At 64.1% G+C, this 15,151-nt stretch carries 15 protein-coding genes; 11 read left to right on the top strand and 4 right to left on the bottom strand.

Annotated elements, in window-relative coordinates; translation table 11 throughout:
- Positions 1-180: 180 nt before the first annotated feature.
- From NKH50_RS08230 to deoA, 6 genes are read left to right on the top strand one after another with little or no spacing between them, the layout of a single operon-like run.
- Positions 181-1,713, top strand: a complete 1,533-nt coding sequence (locus tag NKH50_RS08230) for an ABC transporter ATP-binding protein (protein WP_352478115.1) — start codon at positions 181-183, stop codon at positions 1,711-1,713.
- A complete protein-coding gene (locus NKH50_RS08225; protein WP_352877857.1) occupies positions 1,710-2,849 on the top strand; it encodes an ABC transporter permease in 1,140 nt (379 codons plus the stop codon). Before NKH50_RS08230 ends, NKH50_RS08225 begins: the two co-directional genes overlap by 4 nt.
- Before the next feature lies 1 nt (position 2,850).
- Positions 2,851-3,822 (top strand): ABC transporter permease, encoded by a 972-nt coding sequence (locus tag NKH50_RS08220; RefSeq protein WP_352877855.1) that lies wholly within the window; start codon positions 2,851-2,853, stop codon positions 3,820-3,822.
- Between the two features lie 6 nt (positions 3,823-3,828).
- Positions 3,829-4,221 (top strand): cytidine deaminase, encoded by a 393-nt coding sequence (cdd, locus tag NKH50_RS08215; RefSeq protein WP_352877853.1) that lies wholly within the window; start codon positions 3,829-3,831, stop codon positions 4,219-4,221.
- Entirely contained in the window at positions 4,218-5,036 is an 819-nt protein-coding gene (locus NKH50_RS08210; protein WP_352448279.1) for a purine-nucleoside phosphorylase, read from the top strand. Before cdd ends, NKH50_RS08210 begins: the two co-directional genes overlap by 4 nt.
- Entirely contained in the window at positions 5,036-6,355 is a 1,320-nt protein-coding gene (deoA, locus tag NKH50_RS08205; RefSeq protein ID WP_352877851.1) for a thymidine phosphorylase, read from the top strand. Before NKH50_RS08210 ends, deoA begins: the two co-directional genes overlap by 1 nt.
- A gap of 107 nt (positions 6,356-6,462) precedes the next feature.
- Here deoA and NKH50_RS08200 read toward each other — a convergent pair whose 3' ends face one another.
- The 3 genes from NKH50_RS08200 to NKH50_RS08190 form a co-directional block, all read right to left on the bottom strand.
- Positions 6,463-7,023, bottom strand: coding sequence for a TIGR02281 family clan AA aspartic protease (locus NKH50_RS08200; RefSeq protein ID WP_352877849.1), 561 nt, complete (start codon positions 7,021-7,023; stop codon positions 6,463-6,465).
- A gap of 100 nt (positions 7,024-7,123) precedes the next feature.
- On the bottom strand, positions 7,124-7,753 hold the full coding sequence (gene upp / locus NKH50_RS08195) for a uracil phosphoribosyltransferase (RefSeq protein WP_254816867.1): 630 nt from the start codon (positions 7,751-7,753) through the stop codon (positions 7,124-7,126).
- 127 nt (positions 7,754-7,880) lie between these two features.
- The gene (locus NKH50_RS08190; protein ID WP_352877847.1) at positions 7,881-8,855 is read right to left on the bottom strand and encodes an adenosine deaminase; all 975 of its coding nucleotides are present in this window, start codon (positions 8,853-8,855) and stop codon (positions 7,881-7,883) included.
- 167 nt (positions 8,856-9,022) lie between these two features.
- Here NKH50_RS08190 and ubiE point away from each other — a divergent pair, with 167 nt between their 5' ends.
- From ubiE to coaBC, 5 genes are all read left to right on the top strand, one after another.
- The gene (gene ubiE, locus NKH50_RS08185) at positions 9,023-9,799 is read left to right on the top strand and encodes a bifunctional demethylmenaquinone methyltransferase/2-methoxy-6-polyprenyl-1,4-benzoquinol methylase UbiE (protein WP_352702723.1); all 777 of its coding nucleotides are present in this window, start codon (positions 9,023-9,025) and stop codon (positions 9,797-9,799) included.
- 70 nt (positions 9,800-9,869) lie between these two features.
- Positions 9,870-11,444, top strand: a complete 1,575-nt coding sequence (gene ubiB, locus NKH50_RS08180; RefSeq protein ID WP_352702726.1) for a 2-polyprenylphenol 6-hydroxylase — start codon at positions 9,870-9,872, stop codon at positions 11,442-11,444.
- A gap of 70 nt (positions 11,445-11,514) precedes the next feature.
- Entirely contained in the window at positions 11,515-11,775 is a 261-nt protein-coding gene (locus NKH50_RS08175; protein ID WP_254816871.1) for a FitA-like ribbon-helix-helix domain-containing protein, read from the top strand.
- Positions 11,772-12,179 (top strand): type II toxin-antitoxin system VapC family toxin, encoded by a 408-nt coding sequence (locus tag NKH50_RS08170; RefSeq protein WP_352478132.1) that lies wholly within the window; start codon positions 11,772-11,774, stop codon positions 12,177-12,179. Before NKH50_RS08175 ends, NKH50_RS08170 begins: the two co-directional genes overlap by 4 nt.
- A gap of 25 nt (positions 12,180-12,204) precedes the next feature.
- Positions 12,205-13,431, top strand: a complete 1,227-nt coding sequence (coaBC, locus tag NKH50_RS08165) for a bifunctional phosphopantothenoylcysteine decarboxylase/phosphopantothenate--cysteine ligase CoaBC (protein ID WP_352877844.1) — start codon at positions 12,205-12,207, stop codon at positions 13,429-13,431.
- Between the two features lie 100 nt (positions 13,432-13,531).
- Here the strand turns inward: coaBC and NKH50_RS08160 are convergent, their stop codons facing one another.
- The gene (locus tag NKH50_RS08160) at positions 13,532-14,986 is read right to left on the bottom strand and encodes an MFS transporter (RefSeq protein WP_352877843.1); all 1,455 of its coding nucleotides are present in this window, start codon (positions 14,984-14,986) and stop codon (positions 13,532-13,534) included.
- Positions 14,987-15,151 lie beyond the last annotated feature (165 nt).

Below are 15,151 nucleotides of genomic sequence, written 5' to 3'. Positions count from 1 at the left end.
TCAAATCCTCGATCAGGCGATTGTGCAGGCTGCGGCCACGTTGGAAATTGACAAGCATGGCGGGATTTGTCGAGAGTGAACCCTGCTCCGGGCAATTGACATAGACCCAATTGGCACAGACTGGGCGTCATGCTAGGCGTTTGACCAAGCGGTAAAAAAATAACAGTGGGAACAGGCTGCATGGCGCAAGCCGCAATCGAGCTGATCGGCATCGACAAGAGCTTTGGCGCCGTGCGCGCCAACCGCGACATCAATCTGGAGATTATGCGGGGCACCATCCATGGCATCGTCGGTGAGAACGGCGCCGGCAAGTCGACGCTGATGTCGATCCTCTATGGTTTCTACCAGGCCGATTCCGGCGAAATCCGTGTCGGCGGCCAGCCGGCATCGATCAAGACACCGAATGATGCGATCGCGCTCGGCATCGGCATGGTCCATCAGCATTTCATGCTGGTCGACAATTTCTCGGTCCTGGAAAACGTCATTCTCGGCGCCGAAAGCGATGCACTGCTGAAGAAGAGCATCGCCAAGGCGCGTTCCGAGCTGGAGCGGCTCGAGCGCGAATACGGGCTCGAAGTCGATCCCGACGCCATCATCGAGGAGTTGCCGGTCGGCCTGCAGCAACGCGTCGAAATCCTCAAGGCGCTCTATCGCGGCGCCGAAATCCTGATCCTCGACGAGCCAACGGGCGTGCTGACGCCGGCCGAGGCCGACCATCTGTTCCGCATCCTCAGGCAGCTAAAGGAGCAGGGCAAGACGATCGTGCTGATCACCCACAAGCTGCGCGAGATCATGGCGATCACCGACACCGTCTCGGTGATGCGCCAGGGCACGATGGTGGCGACACGCGAAACTAGGAAGACCACGGTCGAGGAACTGGCGGAGCTGATGGTCGGCCGGCGCGTGCTGCTGCGCGTCGAGAAGGGCGAGGCGAAGGCCGGCGGCGTCAAGCTCGCGGTCAAGAACCTGACGGTCAAGGATTCCCGCGGCGTCACCATGGTCGACGACGTCTCCTTCGACGTCCATGCCGGCGAGATCGTCGGCATTGCCGGCGTCGCCGGCAACGGGCAGTCCGAATTGCTCGAGGCGATTTCCGGCATCAGGCATGCCGTTTCGGGCTCGGTCATGCTCGACGGCAAGCCGATCGACCTCACCGGCGCCGCCGACCCTGGCGAGCTGCGCGAGCGCGGCCTTGCTCATGTGCCGGAGGACCGCCATCACGTCGGGCTGGTGCTGGCCTTCGAGGAGAACGAGAATTCGATCCTCGGCTACCAGGACGATGAGCGCTATCTGAAGGGGCCGTTTCTCGACATCGACGCCATCCGTGACGATGCCCGGGACAAGATCGTCAAATATGACATCCGCCCGGCGGACTGCCGCCTCAAGACCGCCAATTTCTCCGGCGGCAACCAGCAGAAGATCGTGCTGGCGCGGGAAATGGAACAAGATCCCGGCGTGTTGATCGTCGGCCAGCCGACGCGCGGCGTCGATGTCGGCGCCATCGAATTCATCCACAAGCGCCTCATCGCCATGCGCGACCAGGGCAAGGCGGTGCTGGTGGTTTCGGTCGAACTCGACGAGATCCGCTCGCTGTCCGACCGCATCCTGGTGATGTTTGCCGGCCGCATCGTCGGCGAACGCGGCCCCGACGCGACCGAGGGCGAGCTCGGCCTGCTGATGGCCGGCGTCGAGCAGCGCGAGGCGGCGGAATGAGCACTCCCTATGCCAAGCTCCCGGCCTGGGCCGACTACGTCCTGATCCCGCTGATCAATCTGTTCGTCGCCTTCGTCGTTGCCGGCTTCGTCGTCATATTGGTCGGTGAGAACCCGTTGCGCGCGGCTGTCATCCTGGTCGAGGGCGCCTTCGGTCGCGGCCAAGGCATCGCGTTTACACTTTTCTATGCCACCACCTTCATCTTCAGCGGGCTTTCGGTGGCGGTTGCGGCGCATTGCGGCCTGTTCAACATCGGTGGCGAGGGCCAGGGCTATATCGCCGGTCTCGGTATCGGCATCGTTTGCCTGGCCTTCGACAGCGTGCTGCCCTGGTGGCTGACCTTCCCGATCGCCATTATCGCCGCCGCGGCGATGGGCGCGCTGTGGGCGCTGATCCCGGCCTATCTGCAGGCCAAGCGCGGCTCGCACATCGTCATAACCACCATCATGTTCAACTTCATCGCCGCCAGCGTCATGGTCTATGCGCTGGTGGGGATGCTGAAGCCGCCCGGCTCGATGGCGCCGCAGACGCGCACCTTCCTCGAAGGCGCGCAATTGCCGAAGCTCAACTGGGTCCTCGAATTGTTCGGCGCCAAAATCCGTTCGGCGCCATTCAACGTCAGTTCCCTGCTGGCGCTAGCCATGGCCTTTCTGGTGTGGGTGCTGATCTGGCGCACGAAGCTCGGCTACGAGATGCGCACCTACGGCCACAGCCCGAAAGCGGCGCGTTATGCCGGGATTTCGGAAACACGCATCATCATCATTGCGATGATGATCTCGGGCGCGCTGGCCGGCATGATGGCGCTCAACCCGACGATGGGCGACCAGCACAATGTCGCGCTCGAATTCGTTTCGGGCGCCGGTTTCGTCGGCATCGCGGTGGCGCTGATGGGTCGCCTGCACCCGGTCGGCATCGTGCTGGCGGCGATCCTGTTCGGCATGCTCTACCAGGGGGGCGCCGAACTCGCCTTCGAAATGCCGGCGATCAGCCGCGACATGATCGTCATCATCCAGGGCCTCGTCATCCTGTTCGCCGGCGCGCTCGAGCATATGTTCCGGCCCTATGTCCAGGCGTTGTTCGCCTCGCTCAGCCCGAAATCGGTCGGCATGGAAGCGGTCAAAGGGAAGGGCGCCTGAGATGGATTTCTTCAACGCCATCGTACAAGTCCTGGACTCGACCATCCGCCTTTCGGTCCCCTTGCTGCTCGCCTGCCTCGCCGGCCTCTATTCGGAGCGGGCCGGCGTCTTCGACATCGGGCTCGAGGGCAAGATGCTTGTCGGCGCCTTCGCCGGTGCGGCCGCCGCCTCGGTCTTCCACTCGGCCTATCTCGGCCTCGGCACGGCCATCCTCATCTCGGTTGCCTTCGCGCTGATCCACGGCTTTGCCTCGATCACCCATCGCGGCAACCAGATCGTTTCCGGCGTCGCGATCAATTTCATTGCCGCCGGATCGACGATCATGCTCGGCCAGGCCTGGTTCCAGCAAGGCGGGCGCACGCCGGCGCTGGCTGCCGGCGAGCGCTTCGAAGCAATCATCTGGCCGGGCGCGGATGCGCTCAGGGGCGTTCCGATTCTCGGGCCGATCTATTCGGAACTCATCTCCGGCCACTCCGTGCTGGTCTATCTCGCCTTCCTGGCCGTGCCGTTCACCTGGTGGGTGCTGTTTCGCACCCGCTTCGGGCTCCGCCTGCGCGCTGTCGGCGAGAACCCGGCGGCGGTCGACACCGCCGGCATCTCGGTCGCCTGGCTGCGTTACCGGGCGCTGATTTGCACCGGCGTGCTCACCGGCATTGCCGGCGCCTATCTGTCGATGGTGCAGAATGGCGGCTTCGTGAAGGACATGACCGCCGGCAAGGGCTACATCGCGCTGGCCGCGCTGATCTTCGCCAAATGGAAACCGGTCAACGCCATGTTCGCCTGCCTGCTGTTCGGCTTCCTCGATGCCGCGTCGATCCGCCTGCAAGGCACGCCGCTGCCGCTGATCGGCAAGGTGCCGGTGCAATTCATGCAGGCGCTGCCCTATGTGCTGACCGTCATCCTGCTTGCCGGCTTCATCGGCAAGGCAATCCCGCCGCGCGCCGGCGGCGTGCCTTATGTCAAGGAACGCTGATCTATCATGGCTCATGATCTGTTCGAAGCGTCGAAAGCCGCCATGGCCAAGGCCTATGCGCCCTATTCGAAATTTCCGGTCGGCGCGGCGTTGCGCACCGAGGACGGCCGTGTCTTCACCGGCGCCAATGTCGAGATCGCGTCCTATCCGGAGGGCTGGTGCGCCGAAACCACCGCGCTCGGCCACTACGTCATGGGCGGCGGCGGCAGGATCACGGAAATCGCCGTGATCGCCGAACGCGTGGCAAAATGCTCGCCCTGCGGCGGCTGCCGGCAGCGGCTGGCCGAATTCTGCCGGCCGGAAACGAAGTTCTATCTCTGCGATGACAGCGGCGTGGTCGAGACTGTGACCATGGGCGAGTTGTTGCCATACGGGTTTGAAGGCGATGTGCTGAAATGAAGGAAGCGCTCGATCACCTCGTCGAAAGGCTGGATGGGCTGGCGCCGACCACCGCCTTGGTGCTGGGGTCAGGGCTTGGCGGGCTCGTCGACCAGGTCGAGGATGCGGTGCGCATCTCCTACGCCGACTTGCCGGGGTTTCCCCGAAGCGGCGTCAGCGGCCATGCCGGCGAGGTGGTGGCGGGGCTCTTTGCCGGCACGCCGGTGCTGATGCTGTCCGGCCGCGCACACTACTACGAGCACGGCAACGCAGCGGCGATGCGGCCGGCGTTGGAAGTGCTCGCCGGCCTCGGCATCTCCAGGCTGATCCTCACCAACGCCGCCGGTTCGGTCGATCCCGGGATGGGGCCGGGCTCGGTAATGCTGATCACCGACCATATCAATTTCTCGGGGTCCAACCCGCTGATCGGCGAACCGAGCGACCGCCGTTTCGTCGGCCTGACCGAAGCCTATGACGCCGGTCTCCGCTCCGCCATAGAGCAGGCGGCGAAGGCCACCGGTACCACGCTGCACAAGGGCGTCTATATGTGGTTCTCCGGCCCATGCTTCGAGACGCCCGCCGAGATCCGCATGGCGCGCGTCATGGGCGCCAACGCGGTCGGCATGTCGACGGTGCCGGAGGTCATTCTCGCGCGCTTCCTCGGGCTGCGCGTCGCCGCCTGTTCGGTCGTGACCAACCTTGCCGCTGGCATGACCGGAGCCGAGCTGTCGCACCAGGAGACCAAGGACATGGCGCCGGTCGGCGGTGCGCGGCTGGCGACCATCCTGCAGCGTGTTTTTCAGGACGGGCTTCCGGAGCACAGGGTCGACGCCTGATGCTTCCCCAGGAAATCATCCGCCGCAAGCGCGACGGGCAGAAGCTGTCGGCTGAGGAGATCGCGTTCTTCATCGAGGGCCTGACCGCCGGCACCGTTACCGACGCGCAGGTCGGCGCCCTCGCTATGGCGATATTCTTCAACGGCATGAGCCGCGACGAGGCGGTTGCGCTGACTATGGCGATGCGCGATTCCGGCGATGTGCTCGACTGGTCGGATCTGCCCGGCCCGGTCACCGACAAGCATTCGACGGGCGGCGTCGGCGACAATGTCTCCTTGATGCTGGCGCCGATCGTCGCTGCCTGCGGCGCCTATGTGCCGATGATTTCCGGCAGGGGTCTGGGCCATACCGGCGGCACGCTGGACAAGATGGATGCGATCCCCGGCTATATCAGCCAGCCGGATGTTGCGCGCTTCCGCAAGACTGTGCTCGAAACCGGCTGCGCCATCATCGGCCAGACCGCAGACCTCGCACCCGCCGACGCCAGGCTCTACGCGATCCGCGATGTGACGGAAACGGTCGAATCGGTGCCGCTGATCACCGCCTCGATCCTGTCGAAGAAGCTGGCGGCCGGCCTTGGTTCGCTGGTGCTGGACGTCAAGGTCGGCAACGGCGCCTTCATGGAGAAATCGCGCGACGCAACCGCGCTGGCCAACAGCCTGGTCGAGGTCGCCAATGGCGCCGGCCTGAAGGCATCGGCGCTGGTCACCGGCATGAACGAGCCGCTGGCCTCCGCCGCCGGCAATGCGGTCGAGGTGCGCAACGCCGTCGATTTTCTCACCGGCCGCTTCCGCGACCGGCGGCTGGAGGACTTGACGCTGGCGTTGGCCGCCGAGATGCTGCAATCGGCAGGCCTGGTGTCGTCCAACCAGGACGGCCTGCGCCGCGCCGCCGAGACGCTGGCCGGCGGCCGCGCCGCTTCCATCTTCGCGCGCATGGTGGCGGCACTGGGTGGTCCCGCCGACTTTGTCGACAATCCGGAAAAATATCTGCCGAAAGCGGCAACGGAATTCGCGGTCAAGGCGAGCGCGAACGGCTTTGTCTCCGGCATCGCGACGCGCGAGATCGGGCTTGCCGTGGTCGGGCTTGGCGGCGGGCGGACGCGGCCCGACGACAGGATCGATCACGCCGTCGGCATCACCAGGCTGTTGCCGGTCGGCGCCGAAGTGCGGGCCGGCGAAGCGCTGGCACTGGTCCATGCTCGCAATACCGGGGATGCCGAAGCGGCCGCGGCCGTCGTGCTTTCGGCCTATATGATCGGCCCTTCCAAACCGGCCACGGAGAAAACCGTCATCCGGCGGATCCTGCCGCGCAGATAGAGCCCATTCCGATGGCATCGGATGGGCTCTATCTTTCTTGGACCATGATCTTGTCCGACGACCGGTCCCCTTTTCGCTGGCGTGGACCTGCGGTTCGGGATCACGGCCTACTGAACCAGCAGCAGCGTGCCGTCTTCGACCTGGTATTTTTCGAGCCGCTGCAGAAAGCTCATGCCGATCAGGTTGGTGTGCAGCGCCCTGTCGTCGAGCACGACGGCCTCGACGCCCTCGACGGTGATCCTGCCGATCTGCAGCCGATCAATTGTCACCACGGCGGCCTTGATCGCACCGTTGGCGGTGTTGACCTGATGGCTGAAGTCCGTCGGATTGAGCGAGATGCCGATCCTGCGCGCGGTCGAACTGTTGATGGCAACGAGCGTCGCGCCGGTATCGATCATGCCGTCGATCTGTCGGCCGTTCAACTTGAAGGCCGACATGAAATGCCCGCGCGCGTCCGCGGTGACGACGACCTTGCGGCCGAGCGGCTGCGGCGTCGCCGGCCTGTCCCGAACGGCGGCGAGATTCAGGTCGGTTTGGGTGTCGGCCGGCCTGGCTCCGATGGCGGATTTCAACAGCCGCTCGATTACCTGTGAATTGGACTGATATACGATCGGCAGCGATGCCGACGTTCCGGCAAACACGCCAAGGATGAGAAGCTTGCGCAGCATGGACCGGCCTTTGTGGTTGCCGATCCTTAGTCCGACATGGTGTTCGCCGCTTTAACGAATGCGGAAACCAGCCGTTTGCGTAAACAATCGGTAAACGGATCTATTTGGTGCCGTACATGCGGTCGCCGGCATCGCCAAGGCCGGGCATGATGTAGCCCTTCTCGTTGAGCTGGCGGTCGATGGAGGCGGTGAAGACGGGAACATCGGGATGCGCGTGGGTGAACCGCTCAAGGCCCTCTGGTGCCGCCAACAGGCAGAGGAAGCGGATGTTGGTGGCACCGCGGCCTTTCAGCTTGTCGATCGCCGCGATCGCCGAATTGGCGGTCGCCAGCATCGGGTCGACGACGATCACCAGCCGGTCGGCGAGGTCGCCCGGCGCCTTGAAGAAATACTCGACCGCTTCCAGCGTCTCATGGTCGCGGTAGAGGCCGATATGGGCGACACGCGCCGCCGGCACCAGATCGAGCAGGCCTTCGAGCAAGCCGTTGCCGGCGCGCAACACCGAGGCGAAGACCAGTTTCTTGCCCTCCAGCGTCGGCGCCTCCATCGTTTCGATCGGCGTCTCGATCGTCGTCGTCGTCAGTTCCAGGTTGCGGGTGACCTCGTAGCCGAGCAGCAGCGAGATCTCGCGCAGCAGCCGCCGGAAGCCGGCCGTCGAAGTCTCTTTCTTGCGCATGATGGTCAGCTTGTGCTGGACAAGCGGATGGTCGACGACGGTGACGCCCTTCATGGTGTTCTCCAACTGCGCAAGTGAATGGTGAATGGTGAATAGTGAATAGTGAACTGGTTTGCGAGTCCTTGGTGCGCGGCAAAGCTCGCGGTTGACGGACCGAAGCGCCGGGTGAGCCATTCACCATTCACCTGCCCTTGGCGCCGAGCCTGCCCAGCAGCACTGCCCTGGTCTTCCTGTCGACGAAGGCTGCCTCGATGGCCGTCCTGGTGACGGCGGTGAGCGCCTTGTCGTCCATCGCAAAATGCTCGGCGGCGATGTCGTATTCGCGTTTCAGCGAGGTCCAGAAATAGGGCGGGTCATCGGAGTTGAGCGTCACCTTGCAGCCCGCCGCCTTCAAGGCGGGAAAGGGATGGTCAGCGAAACTGTCAAAGATTTTCAGCGCGATGTTGGAGCCGGGGCAGCATTCGAGCACGACGCCTTCGTCGGCGATGCGCCGCACAAGATCGGGGTTCTCGATGGCGCGCACGCCATGGCCGATGCGAGACGGGCGGATGTGGTCGAGTGCCGCCTCGACGCTCTCCCAGCCCATCAATTCGCCGGCATGCACGGTGATGCCGAGGCCGGCCTCGCGGGCGATCTCGAAGGCCCTGACATAATCTTCCAGATCGCCTATCCGCTCGTCGCCGGCGACGCCGAAACCGGTGACCAGCGGATGCCCACAGCGGGCGGCGAAACGTGCCGCCCGTTCGATCGATTCGACACCGAAATTGCGCACGCCGGTGACGATCATGCGGCCTTCGATGCCGGTCTTCGCCTTGGCGCGGGCCATGCCTTCGCCGAGCGCGTCGGTATAGGCCTTCGGCGACAGCCCAGCCTTGCTTGCATGGTCGGGCGAGGTGAAAACCTCGGAATAGATGGCGCCGTCGCGGGCGAGGCTGGTCAGGTAGTGATCGGCCAGCCGCGCATAGTCTTCTTCGGTGCGGAACAGGTCCGACGAGAAGTCGTAGGCGGCGAGGAAAGAGGTGAAGTCGTGCCACACGAAGGAGCCGTCCTGGATGTAGGGCGAGGCATCCTTGCCGTATTTCTCAGCCTGGAGGAGGACGAGTTCAGGCGCCGCTGCCCCTTCGATGTGGCAGTGCAGTTCTGCTTTCAAAGGCATTCAATTATCCCGTCAGGCTTTTTTTCTTATGACGCAAGTTCCTGTCGGAACCGTGTGACACTTTTCCGGAACCTGCTTCGAAGCGCGGCCGAACACCGCGCCTTAAACAATAGCGCCCGCACCATCGATCGGCTATGGTCCCGCCGATTTTATGGCGGATCAAAACGATGTCGGTTGAAAGAACCACTGCTGCGGGCGGCATGGAAACCTCCTATGGTTTCAAGCGGGTAGGACCAGGCGACAAGCAGTCCCTGGTCAATGATGTTTTCCACAAGGTGGCGAACCGCTACGACCTGATGAACGACCTGATGTCGGCTGGGTTGCATCGGTTGTGGAAGGACGCCATGGTTGCCTGGCTCAATCCACCGAAGCGGCCGGGCTGGAGCGTTCTCGACGTTGCCGGCGGCACCGGCGATGTCGCCTTCCGCATCGTCGAGGCGAGCGGCAGGCACGCTCATGCAACGGTTCTCGACATCAACGGCTCGATGCTCGCGGTCGGCCGCGACCGGGCCGAGAAAAAGGGCCTGTCGGCAAATACCGATTTCGTCGAAGCCAATGCCGAGGAACTGCCTTTTGCCGACGCTACTTTCGACGCCTACACCATCGCTTTCGGCATCCGCAACGTGCCCCGCATCGATGTGGCGCTCGCCGAAGCCTATCGCGTGCTGAAGCCGGGCGGGCGCTTTCTCTGCCTTGAATTCTCCGAGGTCGAGATGCCGCTGCTCGACAAGGTCTACGAAGCATGGTCGTTCAACGCCATCCCGCGGATCGGCAAGGTGGTGACCGGCGATGGCGAGCCATATTCCTATCTGGTCGAATCGATCCGCAAATTTCCCAATCAGCAGAATTTCGCGGCGATGATTTCGCGCGCCGGCTTCGAGCGCGTCTCATTTCGCAACTACTCCGGCGGCATCGCCGCGCTCCACTCGGGCTGGAAGCTTTGAGGCTGGCCCGTATCTTTCGTACTCAATGTGCTCTTCGCCGGTCTAGGAAATCGGCGAGGCAAAGCCAGCCATGAGCAGCATCGGCGCTGGTTTCAGGCTCGTGCGGGCCGGCTGGGTGCTGGTCCGCGAGGGTGTCATCGCGGCTTTGCCCGGTGACGAGCTCTTCGGCTTGCCGAAATTCGGCTGGCGCATGGCCCGGCTGTTCACCCGCCGTCACGCGCTTGCCTATGAGCGTGGCGACAGGCTGGCCAAGGCGGTCGTGCGGCTCGGCCCGTCTTACGTCAAGCTCGGCCAGTTCCTGGCGACACGGCCGGATGTCGTCGGAAACGATATCGCGCTTGATCTTGCCATGCTGCAGGACAAGATGCAGACGTTTCCGAAGGCCGAGGCTGTCGCCGCGATAGAGGCCTCGCTCGGACGCAGGGTCGACGAGCTCTATGTCAGTTTTGGCGAGGCCGTCGCCGCCGCCTCGATCGCCCAGGTCCATACCGCCGAAATCCTGCAGAACGGCGTCGTTACCCGGGTGGCGGTGAAGGTCATCCGGCCGGGCGTGCGCCGCCGCTTCTTTCGCGATCTCGAGAGCTATTTTCTCGCCGCCCGGCTGCAGGAAAAATACATCCCGTCGTCGCGCCGGCTGCGGCCCGTCGAGGTGACCGAGACACTGGCCCAGACGACCAAAATCGAAATGGACCTGAGGCTGGAGGCGGCGGCTTTTTCGGAGCTCGGCGAGAATACCAAGGACGATCCCGGCTTCCGTGTGCCGTCGGTCGACTGGGAGCGCACCGGTCGTGACGTGCTGACCATGGAATGGGTCGACGGCATCAAGATGAACGATATTGCCGGCCTAGCCGCCGCCGGCCACGACCTGAAGGCGATTGCCGCCAACCTCGTTCAGTCGTTTCTGCGCCATACGCTGCGCGACGGTTTCTTCCATGCCGACATGCACCCGGGCAACCTGTTTATAGAAGCCGACGGCACCATCGTCGCCGTCGATCTCGGCATTGCCGGCCGGCTCGGCAGGAAGGAGCGCCGGTTCCTCGCCGAAATCCTCTACGGCTTCATCACGCGCGATTACCAGCGCGTCGCCGAAGTGCATTTCGAGGCCGGCTACGTGCCGCGCCAGCACAACGTCGCAGCTTTCGCCCAGGCGATCCGGGCGATCGGCGAACCCATACACGGCCAGCCGGCCGAGACCATCTCGATGGCCAAGCTGTTGACGCTGCTGTTCGAGGTGACCGACCTGTTCGACATGGCGACGCGATCCGAACTGGTGCTGCTGCAGAAGACCATGGTCGTTGTCGAAGGCGTCGCCCGCACACTCGATCCGGCCTTCAACATGTGGAAGACGTCGGAGCCGGTGGTCAGCGGCTGGATTGCGCGCAATCTCGGCCCGCGCGCGCTGCTGGCCGATGCGCGCGACGGCGCCAACGCGCTGCTGGCGCTGGCCCGTCAGGCGCCGGACCTCGCAGCCCGTACCGAGCGGCTGTCGCGTGAGATCGACCTGATGGCCGAAAACGGCCTGCGCTTCGACGAGGGGACGGCGGACGCGATCGGCAAAGCCGAGGCGCGCCACACCCGCTCCGGCCGGCTGGCGCTGTGGGTGATCGCGCTGACGCTGGTGTATATCGCCTGGAAGCTGCTCTGATTGCAATGACAGCAGTGCTGTCATTGCAATCACGCCGCTTGTCGCTTATGTAACGGCGAGGAGCTACGCTATGAGCACTATCACAATCCGTAATCTTGATGACGAAGTGAAGCAGGTGCTGCGCGAACGCGCTGCCGCGCGCGGCGTTTCGATGGAGCAGGAAGCGCGGGATGCCTTGCGCAAAGTGACGATCCCCGAGAGCAAGCTCCAGAACGGGGAGTGGCGGCTGAAAGCGTCACGTGACGAGATCTTGGCGCTCGGACGGAAATCAGAACACCCCATTGACCTCAAGGCGCTTACTGATCACATGTGGGATGAGGGACTTCTGTGACCGTTGCAGTTGATACGTCTGCGTTAATCGCAATCATCGGCGCAGAGCCGGATGCGGCTGCATTCGTCGATGTTTTCGGCACCTCATCTGCTGTACTGATAAGCACTGCAACACTTCTGGAGGCACATTGTGTGGCGAACCGGTCCGGCGGTGGCATCAACCCCGCCGAACTTCAGGTGCTCATCGATCGCCTCGAACTGACGGTCGTTCCTTTTGATCTGGCTCAGCTCGAGGTCGCACGACTTGCCTACTCTCGGTACGGTCGCGGATCCCGCCATCGTGCTGACCTCAACATGGGCGACTGTTTCGCCTATGCCCTGGCCAAGACCCGAAACCTGCCGCTACTTTTCAAGGGTGACGATTTCATCCATACCGACATCGAATCGGCGCTGAAGCCGGCATGACATTGGACAAGAACTGGCCTCGGGCATGACCCTCTCCGGCAAGCGCATCCTGCTCATCATCGGCGGAGGCATTGCTGCCTACAAGGCGCTCGACCTGATCCGTCGGCTGCGCGAGCGCGGTGCGGCAGTGCGGGTGGTGATGACCGCCGCGGCGCAGGAATTCGTCACCACGCTGTCGGCCGGGGCGCTGTCCGCCGACCATGTTTTCACCGAACTGTTCGACCGGCAGGACGAGCACGATATCGGCCATATCAGGCTGTCGCGCGAGGCCGACCTTGTGGTCGTGGCGCCGGCCACCGCCGACCTGATGGCAAAGCTCGCCAATGGCCATGCCAACGACCTTGCCTCGACCGTGCTCATCGCCACCGACAAGCGAGTTTTGATGGCGCCGGCGATGAACCCGAAAATGTGGGCGCATCCGGCGGTCCGCCGCAACCGTGCGGCGCTGAGCAAGGACGGCGTCGCATTCGTCGGCCCGGCGAAGGGCGAGATGGCCGAGAGCAACGAGGTGGGCGAGGGCCGCATGGCCGAGCCGCTGGAGATCGTCGCCGCGATCGAGGCGCTGCTCGACGGCCGGCCAAAGCCGCTGGCAGGCAGGAAGATCATTGTCACCTCCGGGCCGACGCATGAGCCGATCGACCCGGTCCGCTACATCGCCAACCGGTCGTCGGGCAAGCAGGGCCACGCCATTGCGGCGGCGCTGGCCAGGCTCGGCGCCGATGTGCGTCTCGTCTCCGGTCCGGTTGGCATTGCCGATCCGGCCGGCGTCGCCACGCTGCATGTCGAAACGGCCGTCGAGATGAAGGACGCTGTCGAGCAGCTGCTGCCGGCCGACGCGGCAGTGTTCGTCGCGGCTGTCGCCGACTGGCGCTCTCAAAGTTCGGCCGGGGAAAAGATCAAGAAGGTGGCGGGCGAGGGGCCGCCGGCGCTGCAGATGGTGGAAAATCCCGATATTCTTGCCGGTGTCGGGCAGCACAAAAAGCGGCCGATGCTGGTGGTCGGTTTCGCTGCGGAGACGCAGGATCTGATCAGGAATGCCGAGGCCAAGCTTGCAAAAAAGGGGGCCGATCTTATCGTCGCCAATGATGTCTCGCATGAAGATGGTGCTCCGGGCGTGATGGGCGGCGACCGCAACAAGGTGCGGATCGTCTCAAAGGCCGGCGTCGAGGAATGGCCGGAGATGAGCAAGGATGAGGTGGCGACGCGGCTCGCGGCACTGATCGCCGAGCGGCTGAAGACGGTCGTCGTCTAAAGCGCGTCGCGTTCGACCGGCCTCATGTGACGCGCTTTAGGTTCTTGTTTTGATGCATGTCGTTACCGCAAAACCGCTGCACACCTTTGCGCGACATGCATTAGTCAATCTTCCCTGCGAGGGGGGAGATCGGCAGCTTCGCTGGCGGTGCCCCCGAAATCCGCAAGGCGGCAAGGCATCCCAGGATTCCGAGCGGGATAAACGCCAGGAACAGCCAGGCAGCGACGTTTGCCGCGGCCTCGCGGTTCAGGCCCTCTGAAAAGCCGCTGGCGTTGGCTACGATGCCGGTCAATGCCGCACCCACCGCATAGCCGATGCGCTGCATGGTCGGCACGGCGGCCGAGGCGATCGTCTGCTCGCCCTCCCGCGCCGATGCCACGATTACGCGCGTGACGAACGGCCAGGCGATGCCGAAGCCGCCGCCTTGCAGCAAGGCACAAAGCAGGATCAGCGGGATCGAGCCCGCCGGCACAGTATAGGCGAAACCAGCAACGCCCGTGGCGATCATCAGCGCACCGCCGACAATGATCAGCCGCTCGCGTTCCGGCGGCGCATTGGCGACGAGGATCGACAGGATCGACCAGGCGATCGATTCGGCGGCGATGATGTAGCCGGTGGTCAGGATCGGGATGCCGTGCAGGCTGGTCAGCAGCAGCGGTCCGTAGACGGTAAAGGAGCAGGTCGCCACCGAGAACGCCGCGACCATGGTCATGCCCGCGCCGACCGGCGAGCGCCATGAGAACAGCCGCGACGGGAACAGGCGCGAGCGCGGCTTCAGTGCATCGATATAAATAAACAGCGCCAGGCCGATCAGGCCGAGGCTGAGCAGCAGCGACGAGCGCAGCAGGGCGATGTCGATGCCGGCGGTGGCGATCAGCACGACGCTAACGGCGAGGCAGCCAAGTGCTGCGAAGGGGAAGGGCGGCGCTGAGCCGCCGGTCGCTTGCGGCCTTGTTGCTTCCGGTGTGTCGAGCACGATGAAGCTTGCCAACGCCATGGCCGTGCCGCCGAGGGTGAAGACGCCGAAGGCCCAGCGCCAGGACAGCAATTCGGTCATGACCGCGCCGAGCACCGGCCCGCTGAAGGCGGCGACACCCCAGATCGCCGACATGACGCCGAAAAGCTGCGGCCAGATCGCGCGGGCAAACAGCCGCTCGACCGAGACGAAGGCCAGCGACACCAGCGCGCCGCCACCGAGCCCCTCGATCAGGCGGCCGCAGAGGAACAGTGGCATCGAAGGCGCGGTGGCGCAAACCAGCGCGCCGCCGGCATAGAGCATCGCGGCGACCATCATGTTGGTGCGCAGCGCGACATAGCTCACCAGCCGTCCGGCGGCCGCACCGGCAACGATGGCGCCGAGCTCGTAGATCGCCAGCGACCAGCCCACCAGTTGCACGCCGGCGAGCTCGCCGACCATGGCCGGCATGACCGTCGCCACCATCGTTTCGTTGGTGGCGTGCAGCAGGATGCCGAGGCTGATGAAGCAGAAGCGCGCCAGATCGCCGCTCGCCCACAGCGCGCGCCAGTCGACCCTGTTTGTGCTTGTCTTGGTCATCCGGCCCCCCAGGCTTTCTTAGACGCTGGTCTAAAGTATTGGAGCGTTCTTCACGTCCAAATGAGTACATGCCGCAGTATGGGAGGACTTCTAGGACCTCAACCGCAGTTGAGATCAAGCGGCTGTGATCGCCGTTGACGTGGCGGATTTCAAATTGTGCGATGG

Origin of the sequence: Mesorhizobium sp. M1027, from assembly GCF_040318745.1 — a bacterium.
Classification (GTDB): domain Bacteria; phylum Pseudomonadota; class Alphaproteobacteria; order Rhizobiales; family Rhizobiaceae; genus Mesorhizobium.
The sequence above is the reverse complement of the archived record's forward strand: the minus strand, read 5'-3'. Positions and strand labels throughout refer to the sequence as shown.

What these genes read in the sequence shown, in the direction of transcription:
- cdd (WP_352877853.1), top strand. Translation starts at nt 3,829, where the DNA reads ATGGCTCATGATCTGTTCGAAGCGTCGAAAGCCGCCATGGCCAAGGCC.
- NKH50_RS08230 (WP_352478115.1), top strand. Translation starts at nt 181, where the DNA reads ATGGCGCAAGCCGCAATCGAGCTGATCGGCATCGACAAGAGCTTTGGC.
- upp (WP_254816867.1), bottom strand. Translation starts at nt 7,753, where the DNA reads ATGAAGGGCGTCACCGTCGTCGACCATCCGCTTGTCCAGCACAAGCTG.
- ubiB (WP_352702726.1), top strand. Translation starts at nt 9,870, where the DNA reads ATGAGCAGCATCGGCGCTGGTTTCAGGCTCGTGCGGGCCGGCTGGGTG.
- NKH50_RS08175 (WP_254816871.1), top strand. Translation starts at nt 11,515, where the DNA reads ATGAGCACTATCACAATCCGTAATCTTGATGACGAAGTGAAGCAGGTG.
- NKH50_RS08220 (WP_352877855.1), top strand. Translation starts at nt 2,851, where the DNA reads ATGGATTTCTTCAACGCCATCGTACAAGTCCTGGACTCGACCATCCGC.
- NKH50_RS08190 (WP_352877847.1), bottom strand. Translation starts at nt 8,855, where the DNA reads ATGCCTTTGAAAGCAGAACTGCACTGCCACATCGAAGGGGCAGCGGCG.
- NKH50_RS08225 (WP_352877857.1), top strand. Translation starts at nt 1,710, where the DNA reads ATGAGCACTCCCTATGCCAAGCTCCCGGCCTGGGCCGACTACGTCCTG.
- NKH50_RS08200 (WP_352877849.1), bottom strand. Translation starts at nt 7,023, where the DNA reads ATGCTGCGCAAGCTTCTCATCCTTGGCGTGTTTGCCGGAACGTCGGCA.
- coaBC (WP_352877844.1), top strand. Translation starts at nt 12,205, where the DNA reads ATGACCCTCTCCGGCAAGCGCATCCTGCTCATCATCGGCGGAGGCATT.
- deoA (WP_352877851.1), top strand. Translation starts at nt 5,036, where the DNA reads ATGCTTCCCCAGGAAATCATCCGCCGCAAGCGCGACGGGCAGAAGCTG.
- NKH50_RS08160 (WP_352877843.1), bottom strand. Translation starts at nt 14,986, where the DNA reads ATGACCAAGACAAGCACAAACAGGGTCGACTGGCGCGCGCTGTGGGCG.
- ubiE (WP_352702723.1), top strand. Translation starts at nt 9,023, where the DNA reads ATGTCGGTTGAAAGAACCACTGCTGCGGGCGGCATGGAAACCTCCTAT.
- NKH50_RS08210 (WP_352448279.1), top strand. Translation starts at nt 4,218, where the DNA reads ATGAAGGAAGCGCTCGATCACCTCGTCGAAAGGCTGGATGGGCTGGCG.